The 18,248-nt window shown below is 57.7% G+C and carries 14 protein-coding genes; 5 read left to right on the top strand and 9 right to left on the bottom strand.

The features are described 5' to 3' along the window. Positions 1-44 precede the first annotated feature (44 nt). The 4 genes from poxB to BEI65_RS01530 all read right to left on the bottom strand — a co-directional run bounded on the left by poxB (position 45) and on the right by BEI65_RS01530 (position 5,744). On the bottom strand, positions 45-1,766 hold the full coding sequence (gene poxB / locus BEI65_RS01545) for a ubiquinone-dependent pyruvate dehydrogenase (protein WP_099061804.1): 1,722 nt from the start codon (positions 1,764-1,766) through the stop codon (positions 45-47). Positions 1,767-1,967: 201 nt separating this feature from the next. Beyond that, on the bottom strand, positions 1,968-2,972 hold the full coding sequence (gene hcr / locus BEI65_RS01540; protein ID WP_099061803.1) for an NADH oxidoreductase: 1,005 nt from the start codon (positions 2,970-2,972) through the stop codon (positions 1,968-1,970). Between the two features lie 53 nt (positions 2,973-3,025). Then, positions 3,026-4,675, bottom strand: a complete 1,650-nt coding sequence (gene hcp, locus BEI65_RS01535; RefSeq protein ID WP_099061802.1) for a hydroxylamine reductase — start codon at positions 4,673-4,675, stop codon at positions 3,026-3,028. A gap of 172 nt (positions 4,676-4,847) precedes the next feature. Then, the gene (locus BEI65_RS01530; RefSeq protein WP_099061801.1) at positions 4,848-5,744 is read right to left on the bottom strand and encodes a lysine exporter LysO family protein; all 897 of its coding nucleotides are present in this window, start codon (positions 5,742-5,744) and stop codon (positions 4,848-4,850) included. 192 nt (positions 5,745-5,936) lie between these two features. On the opposite strand from BEI65_RS01530, the gene BEI65_RS01525 reads away from it, so the two are divergent. Next, positions 5,937-7,601, top strand: a complete 1,665-nt coding sequence (locus BEI65_RS01525) for an ATP-dependent endonuclease (protein ID WP_099061821.1) — start codon at positions 5,937-5,939, stop codon at positions 7,599-7,601. Here the strand turns inward: BEI65_RS01525 and BEI65_RS01520 are convergent. Beyond that, a complete protein-coding gene (locus tag BEI65_RS01520; protein ID WP_099061800.1) occupies positions 7,598-8,566 on the bottom strand; it encodes a VirK/YbjX family protein in 969 nt (322 codons plus the stop codon). The two genes, BEI65_RS01525 and BEI65_RS01520, sit on opposite strands and share 4 nt — an antisense overlap. A gap of 192 nt (positions 8,567-8,758) precedes the next feature. Here BEI65_RS01520 and macA point away from each other — a divergent pair, with 192 nt between their 5' ends. Continuing rightward, entirely contained in the window at positions 8,759-9,874 is a 1,116-nt protein-coding gene (gene macA, locus BEI65_RS01515; protein WP_099061799.1) for a macrolide transporter subunit MacA, read from the top strand. Beyond that, entirely contained in the window at positions 9,874-11,820 is a 1,947-nt protein-coding gene (gene macB / locus BEI65_RS01510) for a macrolide ABC transporter ATP-binding protein/permease MacB (RefSeq protein WP_099061798.1), read from the top strand. Before macA ends, macB begins: the two co-directional genes overlap by 1 nt. A gap of 195 nt (positions 11,821-12,015) precedes the next feature. Here the strand turns inward: macB and cspD are convergent, their stop codons facing one another. Beyond that, entirely contained in the window at positions 12,016-12,237 is a 222-nt protein-coding gene (gene cspD, locus BEI65_RS01500; protein WP_012006105.1) for a cold shock-like protein CspD, read from the bottom strand. 359 nt (positions 12,238-12,596) lie between these two features. Between cspD and clpS the strand changes: the two genes are divergently transcribed. Both clpS and clpA read left to right on the top strand, forming a co-directional pair. Next, on the top strand, positions 12,597-12,917 hold the full coding sequence (clpS, locus tag BEI65_RS01495) for an ATP-dependent Clp protease adapter ClpS (RefSeq protein ID WP_004928347.1): 321 nt from the start codon (positions 12,597-12,599) through the stop codon (positions 12,915-12,917). Between the two features lie 27 nt (positions 12,918-12,944). Continuing rightward, a complete protein-coding gene (gene clpA, locus BEI65_RS01490; RefSeq protein ID WP_099061796.1) occupies positions 12,945-15,224 on the top strand; it encodes an ATP-dependent Clp protease ATP-binding subunit ClpA in 2,280 nt (759 codons plus the stop codon). Between the two features lie 206 nt (positions 15,225-15,430). Here the strand turns inward: clpA and infA are convergent, their stop codons facing one another. The 3 genes from infA to cydC all read right to left on the bottom strand — a co-directional run bounded on the left by infA (position 15,431) and on the right by cydC (position 18,248). Beyond that, on the bottom strand, positions 15,431-15,649 hold the full coding sequence (gene infA / locus BEI65_RS01485) for a translation initiation factor IF-1 (RefSeq protein WP_002211347.1): 219 nt from the start codon (positions 15,647-15,649) through the stop codon (positions 15,431-15,433). Positions 15,650-15,755: 106 nt separating this feature from the next. Continuing rightward, positions 15,756-16,481 carry a leucyl/phenylalanyl-tRNA--protein transferase gene (gene aat, locus BEI65_RS01480; protein ID WP_085116052.1) on the bottom strand — a complete coding sequence of 242 codons (726 nt, stop codon included), beginning with the start codon at positions 16,479-16,481 and terminating at the stop codon, positions 15,756-15,758. A gap of 30 nt (positions 16,482-16,511) precedes the next feature. Continuing rightward, positions 16,512-18,248: a cysteine/glutathione ABC transporter ATP-binding protein/permease CydC gene (gene cydC, locus BEI65_RS01475; RefSeq protein WP_099061795.1), complete on the bottom strand. Its 1,737-nt coding sequence runs from the start codon at positions 18,246-18,248 to the stop codon at positions 16,512-16,514.

Here is an 18,248-nt window from a genome sequence, read left to right as displayed (position 1 = left end):
TGAAATCTGTTGGGGATAGTTTTAGCTGAAAGAGGACACGATTATTAACGCAACCAGTTGGTTTTTGCCAGCTCGACCACTTCGTCGCCGCGGCCGTTGATAATGGCGCGCAGCATATACAGACTAAAGCCCTTGGCCTGTTCGAATTTGATCTGCGGCGGCATTGCCAGTTCTTGCTTGGCGGTGACCACGTCCAGCAACGCCGGGCCCGGGTGCGCCAGCATTTCTTGCAGTGCCGCATCCAGATCCGAAGCCTTCTCCACGCGAATGCCCTTGATGCCGGCGGCGTTGGCAATTGCCGCAAAATCCGGGTTGTGCAGATCGGTACCGTCGGTCAGGTAGCCGCCGGCCTTCATTTCCATCGCCACAAAGCCCAGCACGCTGTTGTTGAATATCACAATCTTGACTGGCAGTTTCAGTTGCGCCAGCGACAGGAAATCCCCCATCAGCATGGTAAAGCCGCCGTCGCCGCACATGGCGATCACCTGTTTGTTCGGTTCGGTGGCCTGCGCGCCAATGGCTTGTGGCATGGCGTTGGCCATCGAGCCGTGGTTGAACGATCCGAGCAGGCGGCGTTTGCCGTTCATCTTCAGATAGCGTGCAGCCCACACCGTTGGCGTGCCGACGTCACAGGTGAAGATGGCATCATCACTGGCGTACTGGCTGAGCTGCTGCGCCAGATACTGCGGATGAATCGGTTGGTCGTCATTGGCGGTTGCCAGCCCGTCGAGATCCTTGCGCGCAGTGCGGTAGTGCTCCAGCGCCTTGTCGAGAAACGCACGGTCGCTCTTCGGCTCCAACTGCGGCAGCAGCGCGGTGAGGGTGGTATGGATATCGCCCACCAGCGCCATATTGACCGGGCAGTGGGCGCCGATGCTGCCGGGGTTGATGTCGATCTGAATGATATTGGCGTTGGTTGGATAGAACGCACGGTAGGGGAATTGGGTGCCGAGCAGCACCAGGGTATCGGCGTTCATCATCGCGTGGTAGCCGGAAGAGAAACCGATCAGCCCGGTCATGCCGACGCTGTAAGGGTTATCCCATTCGATATGCTCTTTACCGCGCAGCGCATGGACCACCGGTGCCTGCAGCAGTTCGGCCAATTTTACCACTTCGTCATGCGAGCCGGCGCAGCCACTGCCGCACATCAGCGTAATGTTCTTCGCTTTGTTCAGGGTGGCCGCCAGCTTGTTCAGTTCGCTCATTGGCGGCTGTACCAGCGGCAGTGCCGGGGTGTGCCACACCATGCTGGCGTCTTCCGGCGCCATACGCAGTGCCACGTCGCCCGGCAGTACGATCACCGACACGCCGCGATTGAGGATCGCCTTGCGCATGGCAATTTCCAGCACCCGTGGCAACTGTTCCGGGTTGGAGACCAACTCACAGTAGTGGCTGCATTCGCGAAACAGTTCTTGCGGGTGAGTTTCCTGGAAATAGCCGCTGCCGATCTCGCTGGAGGGAATGTGTGCGGCAATCGCCAATACCGGCACGTGGTTGCGGTGACAGTCAAACAGACCGTTAATCAGATGCAGGTTGCCGGGGCCACAGGAGCCGGCACAGACCGCCAACTGACCGGTAAGCTGGGCTTCTGCTCCGGCGGCGAAGGCGGCGACCTCTTCGTGGCGCGTTCCCAGCCATTCGATGGTGCCCATACGGTGCAGGCTGTCGCTGAGACCGTTGAGCGAATCACCGGTGACGCCCCAAATGCGTTTCACACCGGCCTGTTCCAGAGTTTTGGCGATCAGTGTGGCTACAGTTTGCTTCATAATTCCCCCAAGCGTTGTAAAGGCCCCTCATCTTTCAAGCCACAGCCAGTCGGCAAGCGTGACTTGAAATCTATTGGGTATGACTTATCAGTCTTTCTCAAATAAACGCAGTGACATGCATGGAACCGGGAAAGTGTAGAAGGGGAAGGGAAAGCCTGCTTGCCGATAAATGCCCCATCGTCGCCGACGGGGCAGAAAGTGTCAGGCGAGGGTGACGTCACCTTGCAGTTGGCAACTGCAGGCCAGCACGTAGCCCTGGGCGATTTCAGCCGCAGTCAGCGTCATGCTGCTGGTGGTGGTGTAGTTACCTTCGAGGATGCGGGTTTTGCATGAACCACACACCCCGGCGCGGCAGGCGGCGTTGACCGGCAGCGCGTGAGCCTCCATTGCCGCCAGCAGCGTGCTGCCGACCGGTACGCGGAACTCACGCAGGGGGCGAGCGGTGCGCAGGGTTAATCCTTCACCCTGTTCGGCATCGGTTTCTGCCGGGGTATGGAATTGCTCCTTATGGAAGCGGCTGGCCGGCACACCAAGCTGCAGACAAAGCTGTTCTGCCTGGGTCATATAGGGCGCGGGGCCACAGGTCATCACCGTGCGCTCGGTGAGATCCGGCACCGTCTGGCGCAGCACTTCGGCACTGATCCGCCCGCTGAGATAGCCTGGCTGAATATCCTGTTCGGCCATAAGCGTCAGCCGCAGCTGCGGATGCGCGGCGCACAACTCGCGCCATTGTTCGGCGAAAATGGTGTCGGCAGGGGTACGCACGTTAAAGATCACCGCGATATCACAGGCCGGACGGTTCGCTACCAGCCAGCGACACATGGAGATAATCGGCGTGACGCCACAACCGGCCGCCAGCATCAGGTAACGATCGGCCGGGTGCCGTTCACAGCTGAACTCGCCTTGTGCGTCGGACAGCCACAGGGTATTGCCGGGTTTGACTTCGCGGGTTAACCAGCGTGAACCCACGCCGTCCGGCAGGCAACGCACGCTGATGCTGAGAAAACGACTCTGACCGGGTGAGGAGGACAGCGTATAGGCGCGCAGCGTGTCTTCGCTATTGCCAATGCTGACCAGCGCAAACTGACCGGGTTGATAAGGGTAAAAAACATCGCAAATCAGATTCAGCGTCCAGACGTCAGCGGTTTCCTGCTGGATCGAATGCACCTGCATGCGGTTGGGGCAAAGTGGGCTGGGTTGGGTCATCGGGCACCTCAAAAGCAAAGGGGCCGCTATCGGCGACCCCAGGAATAACGTTATCAGCCGAGAAGGGCTTGCAGATCCTGCTCAACGGTGGTGATCGGACGCATGCCGAACTTGTCGTTGAGGATGGCCATCAGGTTGTCGGTCAGGAAGCCCGGCGCGGTCGGCCCGGTGACAATGTTTTTGACTCCCAGTGACAGCAGCGTCAGCAGGATGACGATTGCCTTTTGCTCAAACCAGGACAACACCAGACTCAGCGGCAGCTCGTTGACCGAGCAGCCGAGGGTATCGGCAAGTTTGACTGCCAGCATGATGGCAGAATAGGCGTCGTTACATTGGCCGACGTCCAGCAGGCGCGGCAAACCTTCCAGAGTACCGAAATCCAGCTTGTTGAAGCGGTATTTGCCGCAGGCCAAGGTCATGATCAGGCAGTCTTGCGGTACGCTGCGGGCGAAGTCGGTAAAGTAGCTGCGTTCATCACGGCTGCCGTCACAGCCGCCGACCAAAAAGACGTGACGCAGTTTCTTTTGCGCCACCAGGTCGATCACCGTATCAGCGGCGTTGAGCAGCGTCTGGCGGCCAAAGCCGACGGTGATCATATGTTCGATTTCGCTGTACGGGAAGCCGCTCATGCCCTGTGCCTGAGCGATCACCTGGGCGAAATCGTCCCCTTCCAGATGGTTAACGCCTGGCCAGCCGACGATGCTGCGCGTCCAGATACGATCGCCATAGTTACCGACCTCAGGATCGATAATGCAGTTGGAGGTCATCAGGATCGGGCCGGGGAATTTGGCAAACTCGGTTTGCTGGTTCTGCCAGCCGCTGCCGTAGTTGCCCACCAGATGCTTGAATTTTTTCAGTTCCGGGTAGCCATGTGCCGGCAACATTTCACCGTGGGTGTAGACGTTCACGCCCTGGCCTTCTGTTTGTTCCAGCAGCATGCGCAGATCTTTCAGATCATGGCCGGAGATCAGAATGGCTTTACCCGCCACCGGGCGCACGTTAACCGCACTTGGTACCGGATCGCCATAGGCCTGAGTCTCGCCGTGATCGAGGATCGCCATCACGTTGAAGTTCATTTTACCGATGCCCATGGCGTTATTCAGCAGGGTATCCACGTCGCGCGGCTGGGTGCCGAGCCAGGCCATAAAAGCGTGGTAGTCGGCGTAAATCTGGTCATCGGACTGGCCCAGCACGTGGGCGTGTTCCATATAAGCCGCAGCGCCTTTCAGGCCATACAGGCACAGCATGCGCAGGCCGTGCACGTCGTCACCGACCTCGGCTTTATCGGTATTCAGGGCAAACTGAGCGGCCTGTTGCAACAGTGAGGGCATATCATCGCCGGCCAACTGCAGGCTGGCCAGGGGATGATCGACGCGTACACCCGCGTCCAGCAACCGGCAGCGGGCGGCCAAAGACTCACGCAGGGCGATGGTTTCGCGCGCGTAACCGATGATGCGCTCGGAATCGAAGTTAACGTTGGTCAGGGTCGAGAAGAAGGCGCGTGGGGCAAAGCTGTCGATATCATGATCGACGATCCCGAGCGCCCGGGCCTGCAACGCCCAGGCGGATAATCCCTGTAACGCTGCGACCAGCAGATCCTGCAGGTCAGAGGTTTCCGCCGTTTTGCCACACATGCCCTGGGCATAGGAGCAGCCGTTGCCGGCTGGGGTACGGATGGTTTGTTCACATTGCACACAGAACATAATCGCTTCCTTTTTAAAGTTGCATTTATAATGCTTGTTTAAGAGCATAGATCGGCAACCGGGGCTTAAAAAGGCTTTTGTGATGCTACCAAGGGCAAGTTTGATTTAGCGCAATTTTGCCGCGCGGATGGGAATTATTACGCTTTCCGGGGGCAATGCCCCCGGGCAGAGATCAAGAGAACAGGGCGATCAGTACCGGTGCCAACAGACTCAGCAGGAAGCCGTGCACAATGGCTGGCGGCACTATCTCCATACCCCCGCTGCGTTGCAGTACTGGCAGGGTAAAGTCCATTGAGGTGGCGCCACACAGGCCCAGCGCGGTGGAACGGCTGCGACGCACCAGCGTTGGGATCAGCATAATCGCTACCAGTTCGCGCGCCAGATCGTTAAAGAAGGCTGCACTGCCCAGGACCGGGCCGTAGGCGTCGGTGATCAGAATGCCGGAAAGCGAGTACCAGCCAAAACCGGACGCCATCGCCAGCCCGGCTTTAATTGGCAACCCCAGCAGCTGTGCCGCCAGAGCTCCCCCGGCCAGTGCGCTAACGACCACCACGACCGCAACCATCATGCCGCGACGGTTAAGCACGATCTGGCGCAGCGTCATACCGCTGTTGCGCAGTTGGATACCGACCAGCAGCAGCAGGAAAATCAACGCGTACTCGCTGCCTTTATTGGCGAATTGCAGCCATTGCAACTGTGTCAGGCCGAGCAGAAAGCCGCCGAGCACCACGCCGCACAGTTTGAACGACTCGAGTGCCATATGCAGGCGTGAGGGTAGCTTTTCCTGTTTATGGCTGTTGTGCCACGGCATTTTGCGTTCCAGCAGCATCAGCATCAGTAAACTGGCGGCGAGAATGCACAGGAAAAACACCGAGGCATACTGGAAGATCAAGACCAGATTGCTGCTCAGATCCTCCAGAAACGCCAGGCTGATGCCCATAAAGAACAGGATCACGTACACCATCCCGCTCAGCAGGCGGTTGATGGTTTGCAGTAACGTCCTGCTGCGTAAAGAAATGAGGTAACCGGCAATCAGCGGTAACAGAATAATCAGCAGTCCTGAATACATGGTGAAGCTTACGTCCTTTGTTCAGCGGATGGCGCGCGGGTGACCGGCGGGGCTCAACAAGCTAACCAAAACAACGGCCGGAGTAAAGCGGCAGATTTAACCTCGCCTGCTTGACCTGCAAGGGGTTTTTTGACCATGCTCTGAGGAGGTCACCCCATGAAGGACGGTGGCAGTGCGCACGGGAGGCGACAGATGTTCTTAGAGCGTATCGAGATTGTAGGTTTCCGCGGCATCAACCGGCTATCACTGATGCTGGATGACAACACGCTGCTGCTCGGCGAAAACGCCTGGGGTAAATCCAGCCTGCTTGACGCGCTGACCTTGCTACTGGCGCCAGAGCCCAAGCTGTACCGTTTTGAGGCGCATGACTTTCATTTCCCGCCCGGTGAGGAAGAGGCCAAAGATCGGCATTTGCAGGTGGTTTTTACCTTCTGCGAAAAAGACATTGGCCATGCTCATCTGCCCCGTTACCGCCATCTGTCGCCGCTGTGGATCAAGGGTGACGATAACCTGAACCGCATTTATTACCGTTGCGAAGGCGAATTGGCCGATGACGATACGGTGTGTACCTGGCGCGGCTTCCTGGATGCCGACGGCAATGCGATGCAATTGCATCATATTGAGCAACTGGTGCACGCCATCATCCGTATTCACCCGGTACTGCGCCTGCGCGATGCGCGTTTTATCCGCCGCCTGCGGCCCAGTACGCTGAATAACGAAAACCCGGCCGATAACAAGGCGCTGTCACTGCAATTGGATCAATTGACGCGTGAGTTGGTGCGTAACCCGCAAAAATTGACCAATGCCGAGATGCGCCAGGGGCTGGCGGCCATGCAGCAACTGCTGGAACACTACTTCGCTGAACAGGGCTCGCAGGTGACAAGGCCACGCCGACAGCGACTGGATCAAGATCAGGACCAGCTGGCATGGCGTTCGCTGGACAGTATCAACCGCATGGTGGCCGAACCTAATAGCCGCAGTATGCGTCTTATTTTACTGGGCATGTTTTCTACGCTGCTGCAGGCCAAGGGCAGCGTCAAGCTGGATCCGCACGCCCGGCCGCTGTTGCTGGTGGAGGATCCGGAAACCCGTCTGCATCCGATCATGCTGTCGGTGGCCTGGGGACTGCTGAACCAGCTGCCGCTGCAGCGCATCACCACCACCAATTCCAGCGAATTGGTCTCCCTGGTGCCGGTTGAGCACGTTTGCCGGTTAGTGCGTGAGTCGGGGCGGGTTGCCACTTATCGCCTTGGGCCACGCGGGCTGGGCCCGGAGGACGGGCGACGCATTTCATTTCATATTCGCTTTAACCGACCGTCGTCGTTGTTTGCCCGCTGTTGGCTGCTGGTGGAAGGTGAAACGGAAGTCTGGCTGCTGAACGAGCTGGCGCGCCAGTGTGGCTATCACTTTGAAGCGGAAGGGGTGCGGGTGATCGAGTTTGCCCAGTGCGGCCTGAAACCGTTGCTAAGGTTTGCCCGGCGGATGGGTATTGAGTGGCATGCGCTGGTGGACGGCGATGAGGCGGGGAGAAAATACGCCAGTACCGTACGCAGCATGCTGGATAACCATGAGGACAACGAGCGCGACCGTTTGACCGCGTTACCGGCACCAGATATGGAACACTTTATGTTCCGTGAAGGCTTCAGCTCAGTCTATTACCGGGTGGCCTCGGTGCCGAGCAATGGCCAGATGCCGGTACGTAAGGTGATCCTCAAGGCGGTGCATCACTCCTCGAAGCCCGACCTGGCGATTGAGGTAGCGATGAACGCGGGTGAGCGGGGCACGGATTCGGTGCCCCCCCTGCTGAAGAAAATGTTCTCACGCGTGATCTGGCTGGCACGCGGCCGGGCCGATTAGGCCCCGGCAAAACGGGATTGGGCGTTGAAATGCTCCGCCATTCCCTGTTCCAGCTCATCCAGCAGTTGATAGCGACGGCGGTATTCTGCACGTTTTTTACTGACGACGTCATCGATGGGTTTGCGAGTGATGTGTTCCGGCAACAGAAAATAGCCGCTCTCCAGCATCTTGCCGCCCATTGATATCCAAAATTGATCGTAATCGGCATGCAGTTGTTGTTTCTTTTTACTCTGATAACGCCAGTTCTGATAGATATGGGTGCTGTTGCCGACCGCCACGATTTGCTGAATGCCCAGATGACGTGCCAGTGTGCAAATGCCTTCCAGCACCAGCCGTTTTGGGAATAACCCGTGGCACTCTTTGGTGGCCTGCTGGATTTCCGCGTGCGGTACCTGGTGATTGGCCCCCTGCAAACCCCCGATAAACAACGTTGGCTGTTGCTGAAAGTGCATCAGTGCAAAGGTGATTTCCGCCAGCATGATCCCGTTGGCATTACGCAGCAGCAGGGTGGCCTCCCCTTCTTTATTCAGGTGATCAATGGCTGCCAGCTCCAGTGACACCGCACCGCCACTCTTGCCGCTGGCGCTGGTCAGCATAAAGGGCTTGTTCAGATGACCGAGCAGCATTTTCATTGGCATGCGTTGTTTGCTGAGATCGTAATGATCACGCAGGGCGAACAGGCCCTCGATTTTGCTCATGTTTGCTGCCAGATAGGGGCGATGCAGCTTGCACGGCAGGTTGGGTTGCGCGCTCAGGATCTCATCCAGCAAAGGGTTGGACGCCAGCATGTTGAGCAGGCCACTGGTGGTGCGCCAGGAAAATAACGAACGGCCGACAAACTTAAGGCGGAATGATGTTTTCTTCCAGGCTTTGCTCGGCGCTTTGTCGCCATTGGCCAGCGCCGTCATCAGTTGCCAGCCGTTAAGCGGGCGAGCAGATACGAGTGGATAGCTGAGCTGAGACATGATGAAATCCTTGACTGTGTTGAATGGCGCTATTTCAACAAGCCTTGACTAAACGGGAGTTCAATACTGAATGTAACCAAGGGTGTCTCCACAATGTGTTGAGCTAAGGTTTAGTTATTCATCACTGTGCGTGATAATTTAGCCTCCGTTGCCGCCATTGGCAGCTTGAATTGCAACAGACAGGAACCTATTTTGACGTGGTTTAAAGGACATAAGCGACGCTGGGTCATGGCGCTGGTGGTACTGGTGGCGATTGCCGCCGTAGCGGCCTGGCACTTTGGTCATCCGACAGCGACCCCATTTAAAACGGTGAAGGTTGCCAAGGGCGATCTACAGCAAAACGTATTGGCGACCGGCCAGCTTGACGCGGTGCGCAAAGTTGACGTGGGCGCGCAGGTCAGCGGTCAGTTGGAAAGCCTGTACGTCGAGATTGGCGACCGGGTGAAAAAGGGCCAGTTACTGGGCGTGATTGACCCGCAACAGGCGCAAAACAGCATCCGAGAGGGTGAGGCCACCTTGCGTGAATTGCATGCTCAGTTGCAGCAGGCTCAGGCGGAACAACAGCTGGCGGCGGTAACGCTGCAGCGTAATCAGGCGCTAGCCAAACTGCAGGCGGTATCACGCCAGGATCTGGATCAGGCGGCAACCCAACTGGCGGTGAAAAAAGCCCAGGTGGGCACCATTCAGGCGCAGATCGCCAGAAATCAGGCCAGCCTGGATACCGCAAAAATCAATCTGGCGTTTACCCGTATTGAAGCACCAATGGACGGTGACGTGGTGCAAATCACCACCTTGCAGGGCCAGACGGTGATCGCCGCACAACAGGCGCCAAACATTTTGACCCTGGCCGATCTCAGCACCATGTTGGTGAAGGCTCAGGTATCGGAAGCAGACGTTATCAGCCTCAAACCGGGCCAAAAAGCCTGGTTTACCGTACTGGGCGATCCGAACCGGCGCTTTGACGGCGTGCTGAAGGATATTCAGCCGACGCCGGAAAAGGTCAATAACGCCATCTTTTACTACGCACGTTTTGAAGTGCCGAACCCCGAGGGGCTGCTGCGACTGCAAATGACCGCGCAGGTACATATCCAACTGGCGGGCGTCAGTCAGGCACAGGTCATTCCTTTGGCGGCGCTGGGCGATCAAATTGCCGATAATCGCTACCAGGTTTCGATATTGAAACAGGGCAAGGAGGAAAAGCGTGAGGTGGCCATTGGCCTGCGGAACAATATTGACGTGCAAATTCTCAGCGGATTGAACATCGGCGATGAAGTGATTGTCAGCCGCGGCGGCGCGGAGGCACTCTGATGGCCGCGCTGTTGGAATTGAGCAGTATCTGCCGCAGTTATCAATCGGGCGATCAGACGGTGGCGGTCCTGAAGGACGTGAGCCTGAGCATCGACGCCGGTGAAATGGTGGCGATTATGGGCGCCTCCGGCTCCGGTAAATCGACGCTGATGAATATTCTTGGTTGCCTGGATAAACCCAGCGCCGGTGTGTATCGGGTGGCTGGGCAGGACGTCGCGACGCTCGATGGCGATGCGTTGGCCCGGCTGCGGCGTGAGCATTTTGGCTTCATCTTCCAGCGTTATCATTTACTGCCCCATCTGAGCGCGGCGCATAACGTCGAGGTCCCGGCGGTGTATGCCGGGCTGGGGAAGGCGGCACGGCGTGAGCGGGCGGTGGGGTTGTTGCAGCGCCTGGGGCTCAGTGAACGTGTGGGCTACCGGCCAAGCCAGCTTTCGGGTGGTCAGCAGCAACGGGTCAGTATTGCTCGCGCGCTGATGAACGGGGGGCAGGTGATCCTGGCGGATGAGCCGACCGGTGCTCTCGATAGCCACTCCGGCGAAGAAGTGATGGCGATCCTCAAGCAACTGCGCGAGCAGGGGCATACGGTGATTATCGTCACCCACGATCCGGCGGTGGCCCAGCAGGCTGAGCGGATCATTGAGATTCGCGATGGGGCGATCATTGCCGATTCACGGCCGGAACAGCGCCGCAACCCGAACGCCAAACCCCTGGAGATGGTGGCCCCGGCCCCGTCCTGGCAGCAAACCACCGGCCGTTTCCGTGAGGCGCTGGTGATGGCCTGGCGAGCGATGGCGGCAAGTAAAATGCGTACCGCGTTGACCATGCTGGGGATTATTATCGGCATCGCCTCGGTGGTGTCGATCCTGGTGATCGGCGACGCTGCCAAACAGATGGTGTTGGCGGACATCAAATCCATCGGCACCAATACGGTCGACATTTATCCCGGCAAGGACTTTGGTGACGACGACCCGACCTTTCGCCAGGCGCTGAAGTACGACGACCTTGCCGCGCTCCGTGAGCAACCCTACGTCAATGCACTGTCACCCACCATCGCCAGCAGCATGCGGCTGCGGTTGGGTAACGTCGACGTGGCGGCCAACGTCACCGGGGTCAGCGAGCAGTTTTTCCGCGTATACGGCATGACCTTTACCCAGGGCATCGGTATTGATCAACTGCAGGTGCAATCGCAGTCGCAAACGGTGGTGATTGACGCCAATACCCAGCGCCGGCTGTTCCCGCACCAGAAGGATGTGGTGGGGCAGGTGATCCTGGTGGGCAATATGCCGGCGACGGTGGTCGGGGTGGCGAAAGAAAAACAGTCGATGTTCGGCAGCAGCAAGACGCTGAACGTCTGGGTGCCCTACAGCACCATGGCCAACCGACTGATGGGCAACGCCTATTTCGATTCGATCACCGTGCGTATCCGCGAGGGCTACAACAGCCAGGAGGCGGAGCAGCAGTTGACGCGCTTGCTGACGCTGCGCCACGGCAAGAAAGACATCTTCACCTATAACATGGACAGTCTGGTGCAGACCGCAGAAAAAACCACGCGTACGCTACAGCTGTTCCTGACGCTGGTGGCGGTAATTTCTCTGGTGGTTGGTGGGATCGGCGTGATGAACATCATGTTGGTGTCGGTGACAGAACGTACCCGTGAGATCGGCATTCGTATGGCGGTGGGGGCTCGATCCGGTGACGTACTGCAGCAGTTCCTGATTGAAGCGGTGCTGGTGTGTCTGGTCGGCGGCGCGTTGGGCATCATGCTGTCATTTGCCATCGGCCTGCTGGTTCAACTGGTGCTACCGGGGTGGCAAATCAGTTTCCCACCGGCGGCGTTGCTGAGCGCGTTTGTTTGTTCAACGGCGATCGGCGTGGTATTCGGCTATCTGCCGGCGCGCAGTGCGGCGCGGCTTAACCCGATTGACGCGCTGGCGCGCGAATAGCCTGCCCTATGAATTTCAAGCTGCAGTTAGGCGCCCAGCTCGCTCATCCCCAGGCGCTTACTTAAGTAAGTAACTGGGGTGAGCGAGTGCAGGTAACAACGCTGCAGCTTGAAATACGACGGGCATAATAAAAAATGCCAGTCATACGGCGGCTGGCATTTTTTGCGGTGTTTCAGACTGACTTGGTGGAAGCGTTTAGGCCAACGCCTCGCTTTCCACTGGCACAATAAGACTCGCATGGTTCCCTTTTGGCCCCTGGTGCACGTCAAAACTGACCTGCTGGCCAGCTTTTAGCGTCCGGTACCCGTCCATCTTGATCGTAGAGTAATGGGCGAATATGTCTTCGCCGCCGCCTTCAGGACAGATAAACCCAAACCCTTTGGCGTTGTTGAACCATTTAACAGTACCCGTCTCCATGCTTTTACATCCCTCGCAACGCTATTTTTAGGTGAGATGAATAACTGAATTCGCACCCGCCAATGGCAGGCAGCAGATGAGCCTGAGAGTGGTTAAAACACCACCAGCTCACGAATTTACACTCTAGAGCAAATGATCATCACGTCAAGGGATCGGCTTTTGTCGGTGGGGTGCAGTTCATCAAAGTTTGAAGCAGGTAACGCTATTGACATTGTTTGGTAACAATTCGTCAGTGATTTTTGCGCACGTTCCAGTGCGGCGGGATGGCGGCGAAGATGATAAAATAGTATGAATACCCCACTTTGAATAACCGGAACCTGTCCCCATATTAAAGGACAGAGCAGAGAAGATGAGCAGCGATGGGCAATAACAACGATTGGCTAAATTTTGAACACTTAGCCGAAGAAAAACAAATCGATGCGGTAAAACCGCCGTCTATGTATAAAGTTATACTTAACAACGACGATTACACACCGATGGAATTTGTGATTGACGTTCTGCAAAAGTTCTTTTCTTATGATATTGAACGCGCAACGCAACTGATGCTCACGGTCCACTATCAAGGCAAGGCGATCTGTGGTGTTTTTACCGCCGAGGTGGCGGAAACCAAGGTCGTACATGTGAACCGTTATGCCAGGGAGAACGAGCATCCGTTGCTTTGTACGCTGGAAAAAGCCTGATTAAGGCAATCTATTGGGGAGGTGCTTATGCTCAATCAAGAACTGGAACTCAGTCTCAACATGGCTTTCGCCAGGGCGCGTGAGCACAGACACGAGTTTATGACCGTGGAGCACCTGTTGCTGGCGTTACTCAGCAACCCTGCCGCGCGGGAAGCGCTTGAGGCATGTACGGTGGACCTGGCTGCACTGCGCCAGGAACTCGAAGCCTTTATCGAACAAACCACGCCGACGCTGCCCGCCAGCGAAGAAGAGCGCGACACTCAGCCGACGCTTAGCTTCCAGCGCGTACTGCAGCGTGCGGTATTCCATGTGCAATCTTCCGGCCGCAGCGAAGTCAGCGGCGCCAACGTGCTGGTGGCAATTTTCAGCGAGCAGGAGTCGCAGGCGGCTTACCTGCTGCGCAAACACGACGTCAGTCGTCTTGACGTAGTGAACTTCATTTCACATGGCACACGTAAAGACGAGCCGGGCCAAGCGCCAAATGCGGAAAACCCGGTGAATGAAGAGCAGTCCGGAGGGGAAGACCGTATGGAGAACTTCACCACCAACCTCAATCAACTGGCCCGGGTGGGCGGCATCGATCCGTTGATTGGCCGTGACCCTGAGCTGGAACGCGCTATCCAGGTACTGTGCCGTCGCCGCAAGAACAACCCGCTGTTGGTGGGTGAGTCCGGCGTGGGTAAAACCGCGATTGCCGAAGGGCTGGCTTGGCGCATTGTGCAGGGCGACGTTCCGGAAGTGATGGCGGACTGCACCCTGTATTCCCTGGACATCGGTTCGCTGCTGGCGGGCACCAAATACCGCGGCGACTTCGAAAAACGCTTCAAAGCCCTGCTGAAACAGCTGGAGCAGGATAAGAACAGCATCCTGTTTATCGATGAGATCCACACCATCATCGGTGCCGGTGCGGCGTCCGGTGGGCAGGTAGATGCCGCCAACCTGATCAAACCGCTGCTTTCCAGCGGCAAGATCCGGGTCATCGGCTCGACCACCTATCAGGAATTCAGCAACATTTTTGAAAAAGACCGCGCACTGGCCCGTCGTTTCCAGAAAATCGACATTACCGAGCCAACGCCGGAAGAGACCATTCAGATCATCAACGGCCTGAAAACCAAGTACGAAGCACACCACGATGTGCGTTATACCGCGAAAGCGGTGCGTGCGGCGGTTGAGCTGTCGGTGAAATACATCAATGACCGTCATTTGCCGGACAAGGCTATTGACGTGATCGACGAGGCGGGTGCTCGCAGTCGCTTAATGCCGATCAGCAAGCGCAAGAAAACCGTCAACGTTGCCGACATTGAGTCGGTGGTGGCGCGTATCGCGCGCATCCCGGAAAAAACCGTGTCAGCGAGCGATCGGGATGTGTTGAGAAGCCTGGGCGACCGTCTGAAAATGCTGGTGTTTGGTCAGGATCAGGCGATTGAAGCATTGACCGAAGCGATCAAGATGAGCCGGGCGGGTCTGGGACACGATCGCAAGCCTGTCGGTTCCTTCCTGTTTGCCGGGCCAACCGGCGTCGGGAAAACCGAGGTCACGGTTCAGCTGGCGAAGGCGATGGATATCAAACTGCTGCGTTTTGACATGTCCGAGTATATGGAACGTCATACCGTCAGCCGTCTGATTGGCGCACCTCCGGGCTATGTCGGTTACGATCAGGGCGGTCTGCTGACCGATGCGGTGCTCAAACATCCGCACTCGGTAGTGCTGCTGGATGAAATCGAGAAGGCGCACCCGGACGTGTTCAACCTGCTGCTGCAGGTGATGGACAACGGTACCCTGACCGATAACAACGGCCGCAAGGCGGACTTCCGCAACGTGATCCTGGTGATGACCACCAACGCCGGGGTACGCGAGACAGAACGTAAATCGATCGGTCTGGTCCAGCAGGACAACAGCACCGACGCGATGGAAGAGATCAAAAAAGTGTTCACGCCGGAATTCCGTAACCGCCTGGACAACATTATTTGGTTCAACCATCTGTCGGCCGAGGTTATTCAGCAGGTTGTCGACAAGTTTATCGTCGAACTGCAGGCACAGCTGGATGCGAAGGGCGTGTCGCTGGAAGTGAGTGACGAAGCGCGTGACTGGCTGTCAGTGAAAGGCTATGACCATGCGATGGGGGCTCGTCCAATGGCGCGTGTGATGCAGGAAAACCTGAAGAAACCGCTGGCCAACGAATTGCTGTTTGGTTCACTGGTGGATGGCGGCTCGGTGAAAGTCGAGCTGGACAAAGAGAATCAGAAACTGACTTACCAATTTATCAGCGCGTCAATGCGCAAAGCGGATGAAGGTGCGGTGCACTAAGTCCGGGGTCAGATAAAGAAAAAGCGATGCTTCGGCATCGCTTTTTTTATGGGTGAAAATCATCACCACAACAGAAATGATTGAGCCCTCTCAGTTTACCTGCGCACCTGCAACTCGATGTTGAACGTTGCTACGGGGGTAAACGGAAAGGGCTCCGGAGGCATTACATCCTCGGTGCCGCCATCGGCTGGCGACGAGTGAGCCGATTAACGGCTACGGAAGACAATGCGGCCTTTGCTCAGGTCGTACGGGGTCAGCTCTACAGTGACTTTGTCGCCCGTCAGGATGCGGATGTAGTTCTTACGCATTTTACCGGAGATATGTGCGGTAACCACGTGCCCGTTTTCTAATTCAACGCGGAACATGGTGTTTGGCAGCGTATCAAGAACGGTGCCCTGCATTTCAATATTGTCTTCTTTGGCCATCGAATCCTCTAGGTCTAACTACCTTAGTTTTTAACCGGCAAGATAATGCCGAAAAACCCACATTATGTAAAGAAGTGTCGGTGAACATTGCACCGTTTCCGCAAAATTAGTTTGTTGGGGAGGGTGGTTCAACCTGCTGTGGGGGTAAAACTTGCGGTGCCCAACACTCTGGCGCTAATGGCTTGCGCTGAAGTTGGCTGAGCTGCTGCAAAAATTGTCTTCGGGGGATCTCTCTCGCACCCAGCGTGGCAGTGTGAGCGTTAAGCACCTGACAGTCAATCAATTCTCCGCCATAAGCGGCAAAATGGCGGCAAAAAGTCATCAGGGCGCACTTGGAGGCATTAGTGGTGCGGCTAAACATCGACTCGCCGCAAAATAGCGCCCCCTGAGCGATACCGTACATGCCACCAACCAGCTCTTCATCCTGCCAAACCTCGATCGAGTGGGCGAAGCCAAGGCGGTGCAGATGCAAATAAGCACGTTGTACTTCCGGGCCAATCCAGGTGCCTTCTTCCGGTCGATCGGCGCAGGCGGCGATCACCGCCGCAAAGTCGTGATTCAGCGTAATGCGAAAGGGGTTACTGCGCAGAAAACGTTTCAGACTGCGGCTGATATGACGTTCGGCCGGGAACAGCACCGCCCGGGGGTCCGGTGACCACCACAGAATGGCTTCCCCCGGCGAGAACCAGGGGAAGATGCCACGCTCATAAGCGGCCAGCAAACGCGGCGCGGTCAGATCACCGCCAATGGCCAGCAGCCCGTTAGGATCGCGCAGAGCGCCCTCAGGAGAGGGGAACGCCAGTGACTGCGGTGACAGCTTAACAATGCGCATATAAGGTCTCAGCGTCCTCTACAGGCCATTTTACAGCGGTATACCACTGATACGTTGGCGGAAGTGGGCGTAACGCCCCTGCTGACGCATCAGGGTGAGATGATCACCTTGCTCGACAATCTGGCCGCCGTCCATCACGCAGATGCGGTCCAGGTGCTCCAGCCCATACAGACGGTGGGTGACCAGGATCAGCGTTTTCCCCTGACAATGTTGGCGCAGTAGTGCCAGGATCTGCTGTTCGGTCTCGGCATCCAGGCCTTCGGTCGGTTCATCGAGCAGCAACAGGGGGGCCTGATGCAACAGCGCACGGGCAATGCCCAGACGACGCTGCTCACCGCCGGAAAGCTGGCGACCGCCATCTCCCAGCCAGGCATTCAGCCCCTCGTTCTCCAGCAGCTTGTCCAGCCCGACCTGCTGCAAGACCCCGCGCAGTTGTTCATCGGTTGCCGCCGGGGCAGCGATGCGCAGGTTTTCACGCAGCGTATCGCTGAAAATATGCACCCGCTGGCTGACGACGGTGGTCATCTGGCGCAGCGTGGTTTCATCGTAAGCGCTCAGTGGCTGGCCGTTGAGCAGCACCTGGCCGCTATCGGCGTTCCAGGCGCGGGTCAGCAATTGCAGCAGGGTCGATTTGCCACAGCCGGTACGCCCGAGCAGAGCAATGTGTTCACCGGCGGCAATCTCCAGCGTGACGTCCTGCACTACCGGCAGCGGTTGGTCGGGGTAGGTAAAGGTCAGCCGTTGCAGACTCAGGGCAGCGCCTTTCTCAGCCGCTGGGCCGCAGGTAGGGAAGCTGACCTCCGGTTGCCGGTCGATGACCTGCTTCACCCGGGTGGCGGAAGCGATCACCTGCCCAAGATGCTGGAAAGCGCCAGCCACCGGCATCAGCGCTTCAAATGAGGCCAGCGCGGCAAACACGAACAGCGCAATCAGCGCACCGGGCTGGCTGTCGCCACCGATACCGGCCGCAGTGAGCCACAGCAACAAGGTGACTGTCAGGCCGCTAGCCAGGATCATCAGTGCCTGCGCCATGCCGCCCAGCGAGGCCTGCTGCCATTGGCGGCGCTGCCAGTGCTGCTCGGTGGTATCCAGATCGGCGCGGAAGCTTTCAACGGCGCCAAACACCACCAGTTCGGCCTGGCCCTGAAGCCAGGCGGTAAGGTCGGTACGGTACTGGCCGCGCAGCGTGGTCAACTGGCCGCCAATCGGCTTGCCCGCACGATAAAATACCGGGGGTACCAGCAACAGCAGCATCAGCAGAATGCCCCCCAGCGTCAGTGCCAGGGAAGTATCCAGCCAGCTCAGGCCGTAAGTGACGACCACAATCACGGCGGCAGCGCTGACCAGCGGTGAGATCACCCGCAGGTACAAATGATCCAGCGTGTCGACATCCGCTACCAGACGGTTAAGCAGGTCGGCCTGACGGAAGCGGGCAATGCCGCCCGGCGACAGTGGCAGGATCTTTTTAAAGGTAAACACCCGCAGATGGGACAGCACGCGGAAGGTGGCATCGTGACTGACCACGCGTTCGGCGTAGCGCCCGGCGGTGCGGAAAATGGCGGCACCGCGGACACCGGCGGCCGGCAGCATGTAGTTGAAAGTAAACAGGCCCGCCAACCCGGCGAGGGCCGAGGCGGCGAGGAACCAGCCAGACAGCGCCAGCAGGCCGATGCTGGCCAGCAGCGTAACGATGGCCAGTACAATGCCCAGACAGATCAGCAGGCTGTGACGACGGTATAGCGCCAGAAACGGCAGCAAAACGCGCAT

The organism is Serratia sp. BW106 (assembly GCF_002607755.1).
GTDB classification, from domain to species: domain Bacteria; phylum Pseudomonadota; class Gammaproteobacteria; order Enterobacterales; family Enterobacteriaceae; genus Serratia; species Serratia proteamaculans.
The sequence above is the reverse complement of the archived record's forward strand: the minus strand, read 5'-3'. Positions and strand labels throughout refer to the sequence as shown.

Coding starts and splice junctions, on each gene's coding strand:
- macB (WP_099061798.1), top strand. CDS start 9,874: ATGGCCGCGCTGTTGGAATTGAGCAGTATCTGCCGCAGTTATCAATCG.
- aat (WP_085116052.1), bottom strand. CDS start 16,481: ATGCGCATTGTTAAGCTGTCACCGCAGTCACTGGCGTTCCCCTCTCCT.
- hcr (WP_099061803.1), bottom strand. CDS start 2,972: ATGACCCAACCCAGCCCACTTTGCCCCAACCGCATGCAGGTGCATTCG.
- BEI65_RS01525 (WP_099061821.1), top strand. CDS start 5,937: ATGTTCTTAGAGCGTATCGAGATTGTAGGTTTCCGCGGCATCAACCGG.
- clpS (WP_004928347.1), top strand. CDS start 12,597: ATGGGCAATAACAACGATTGGCTAAATTTTGAACACTTAGCCGAAGAA.
- poxB (WP_099061804.1), bottom strand. CDS start 1,766: ATGAAGCAAACTGTAGCCACACTGATCGCCAAAACTCTGGAACAGGCC.
- infA (WP_002211347.1), bottom strand. CDS start 15,649: ATGGCCAAAGAAGACAATATTGAAATGCAGGGCACCGTTCTTGATACG.
- clpA (WP_099061796.1), top strand. CDS start 12,945: ATGCTCAATCAAGAACTGGAACTCAGTCTCAACATGGCTTTCGCCAGG.
- cydC (WP_099061795.1), bottom strand. CDS start 18,248: ATGCGCGTTTTGCTGCCGTTTCTGGCGCTATACCGTCGTCACAGCCTG.
- BEI65_RS01520 (WP_099061800.1), bottom strand. CDS start 8,566: ATGTCTCAGCTCAGCTATCCACTCGTATCTGCTCGCCCGCTTAACGGC.
- BEI65_RS01530 (WP_099061801.1), bottom strand. CDS start 5,744: ATGTATTCAGGACTGCTGATTATTCTGTTACCGCTGATTGCCGGTTAC.
- cspD (WP_012006105.1), bottom strand. CDS start 12,237: ATGGAGACGGGTACTGTTAAATGGTTCAACAACGCCAAAGGGTTTGGG.
- hcp (WP_099061802.1), bottom strand. CDS start 4,675: ATGTTCTGTGTGCAATGTGAACAAACCATCCGTACCCCAGCCGGCAAC.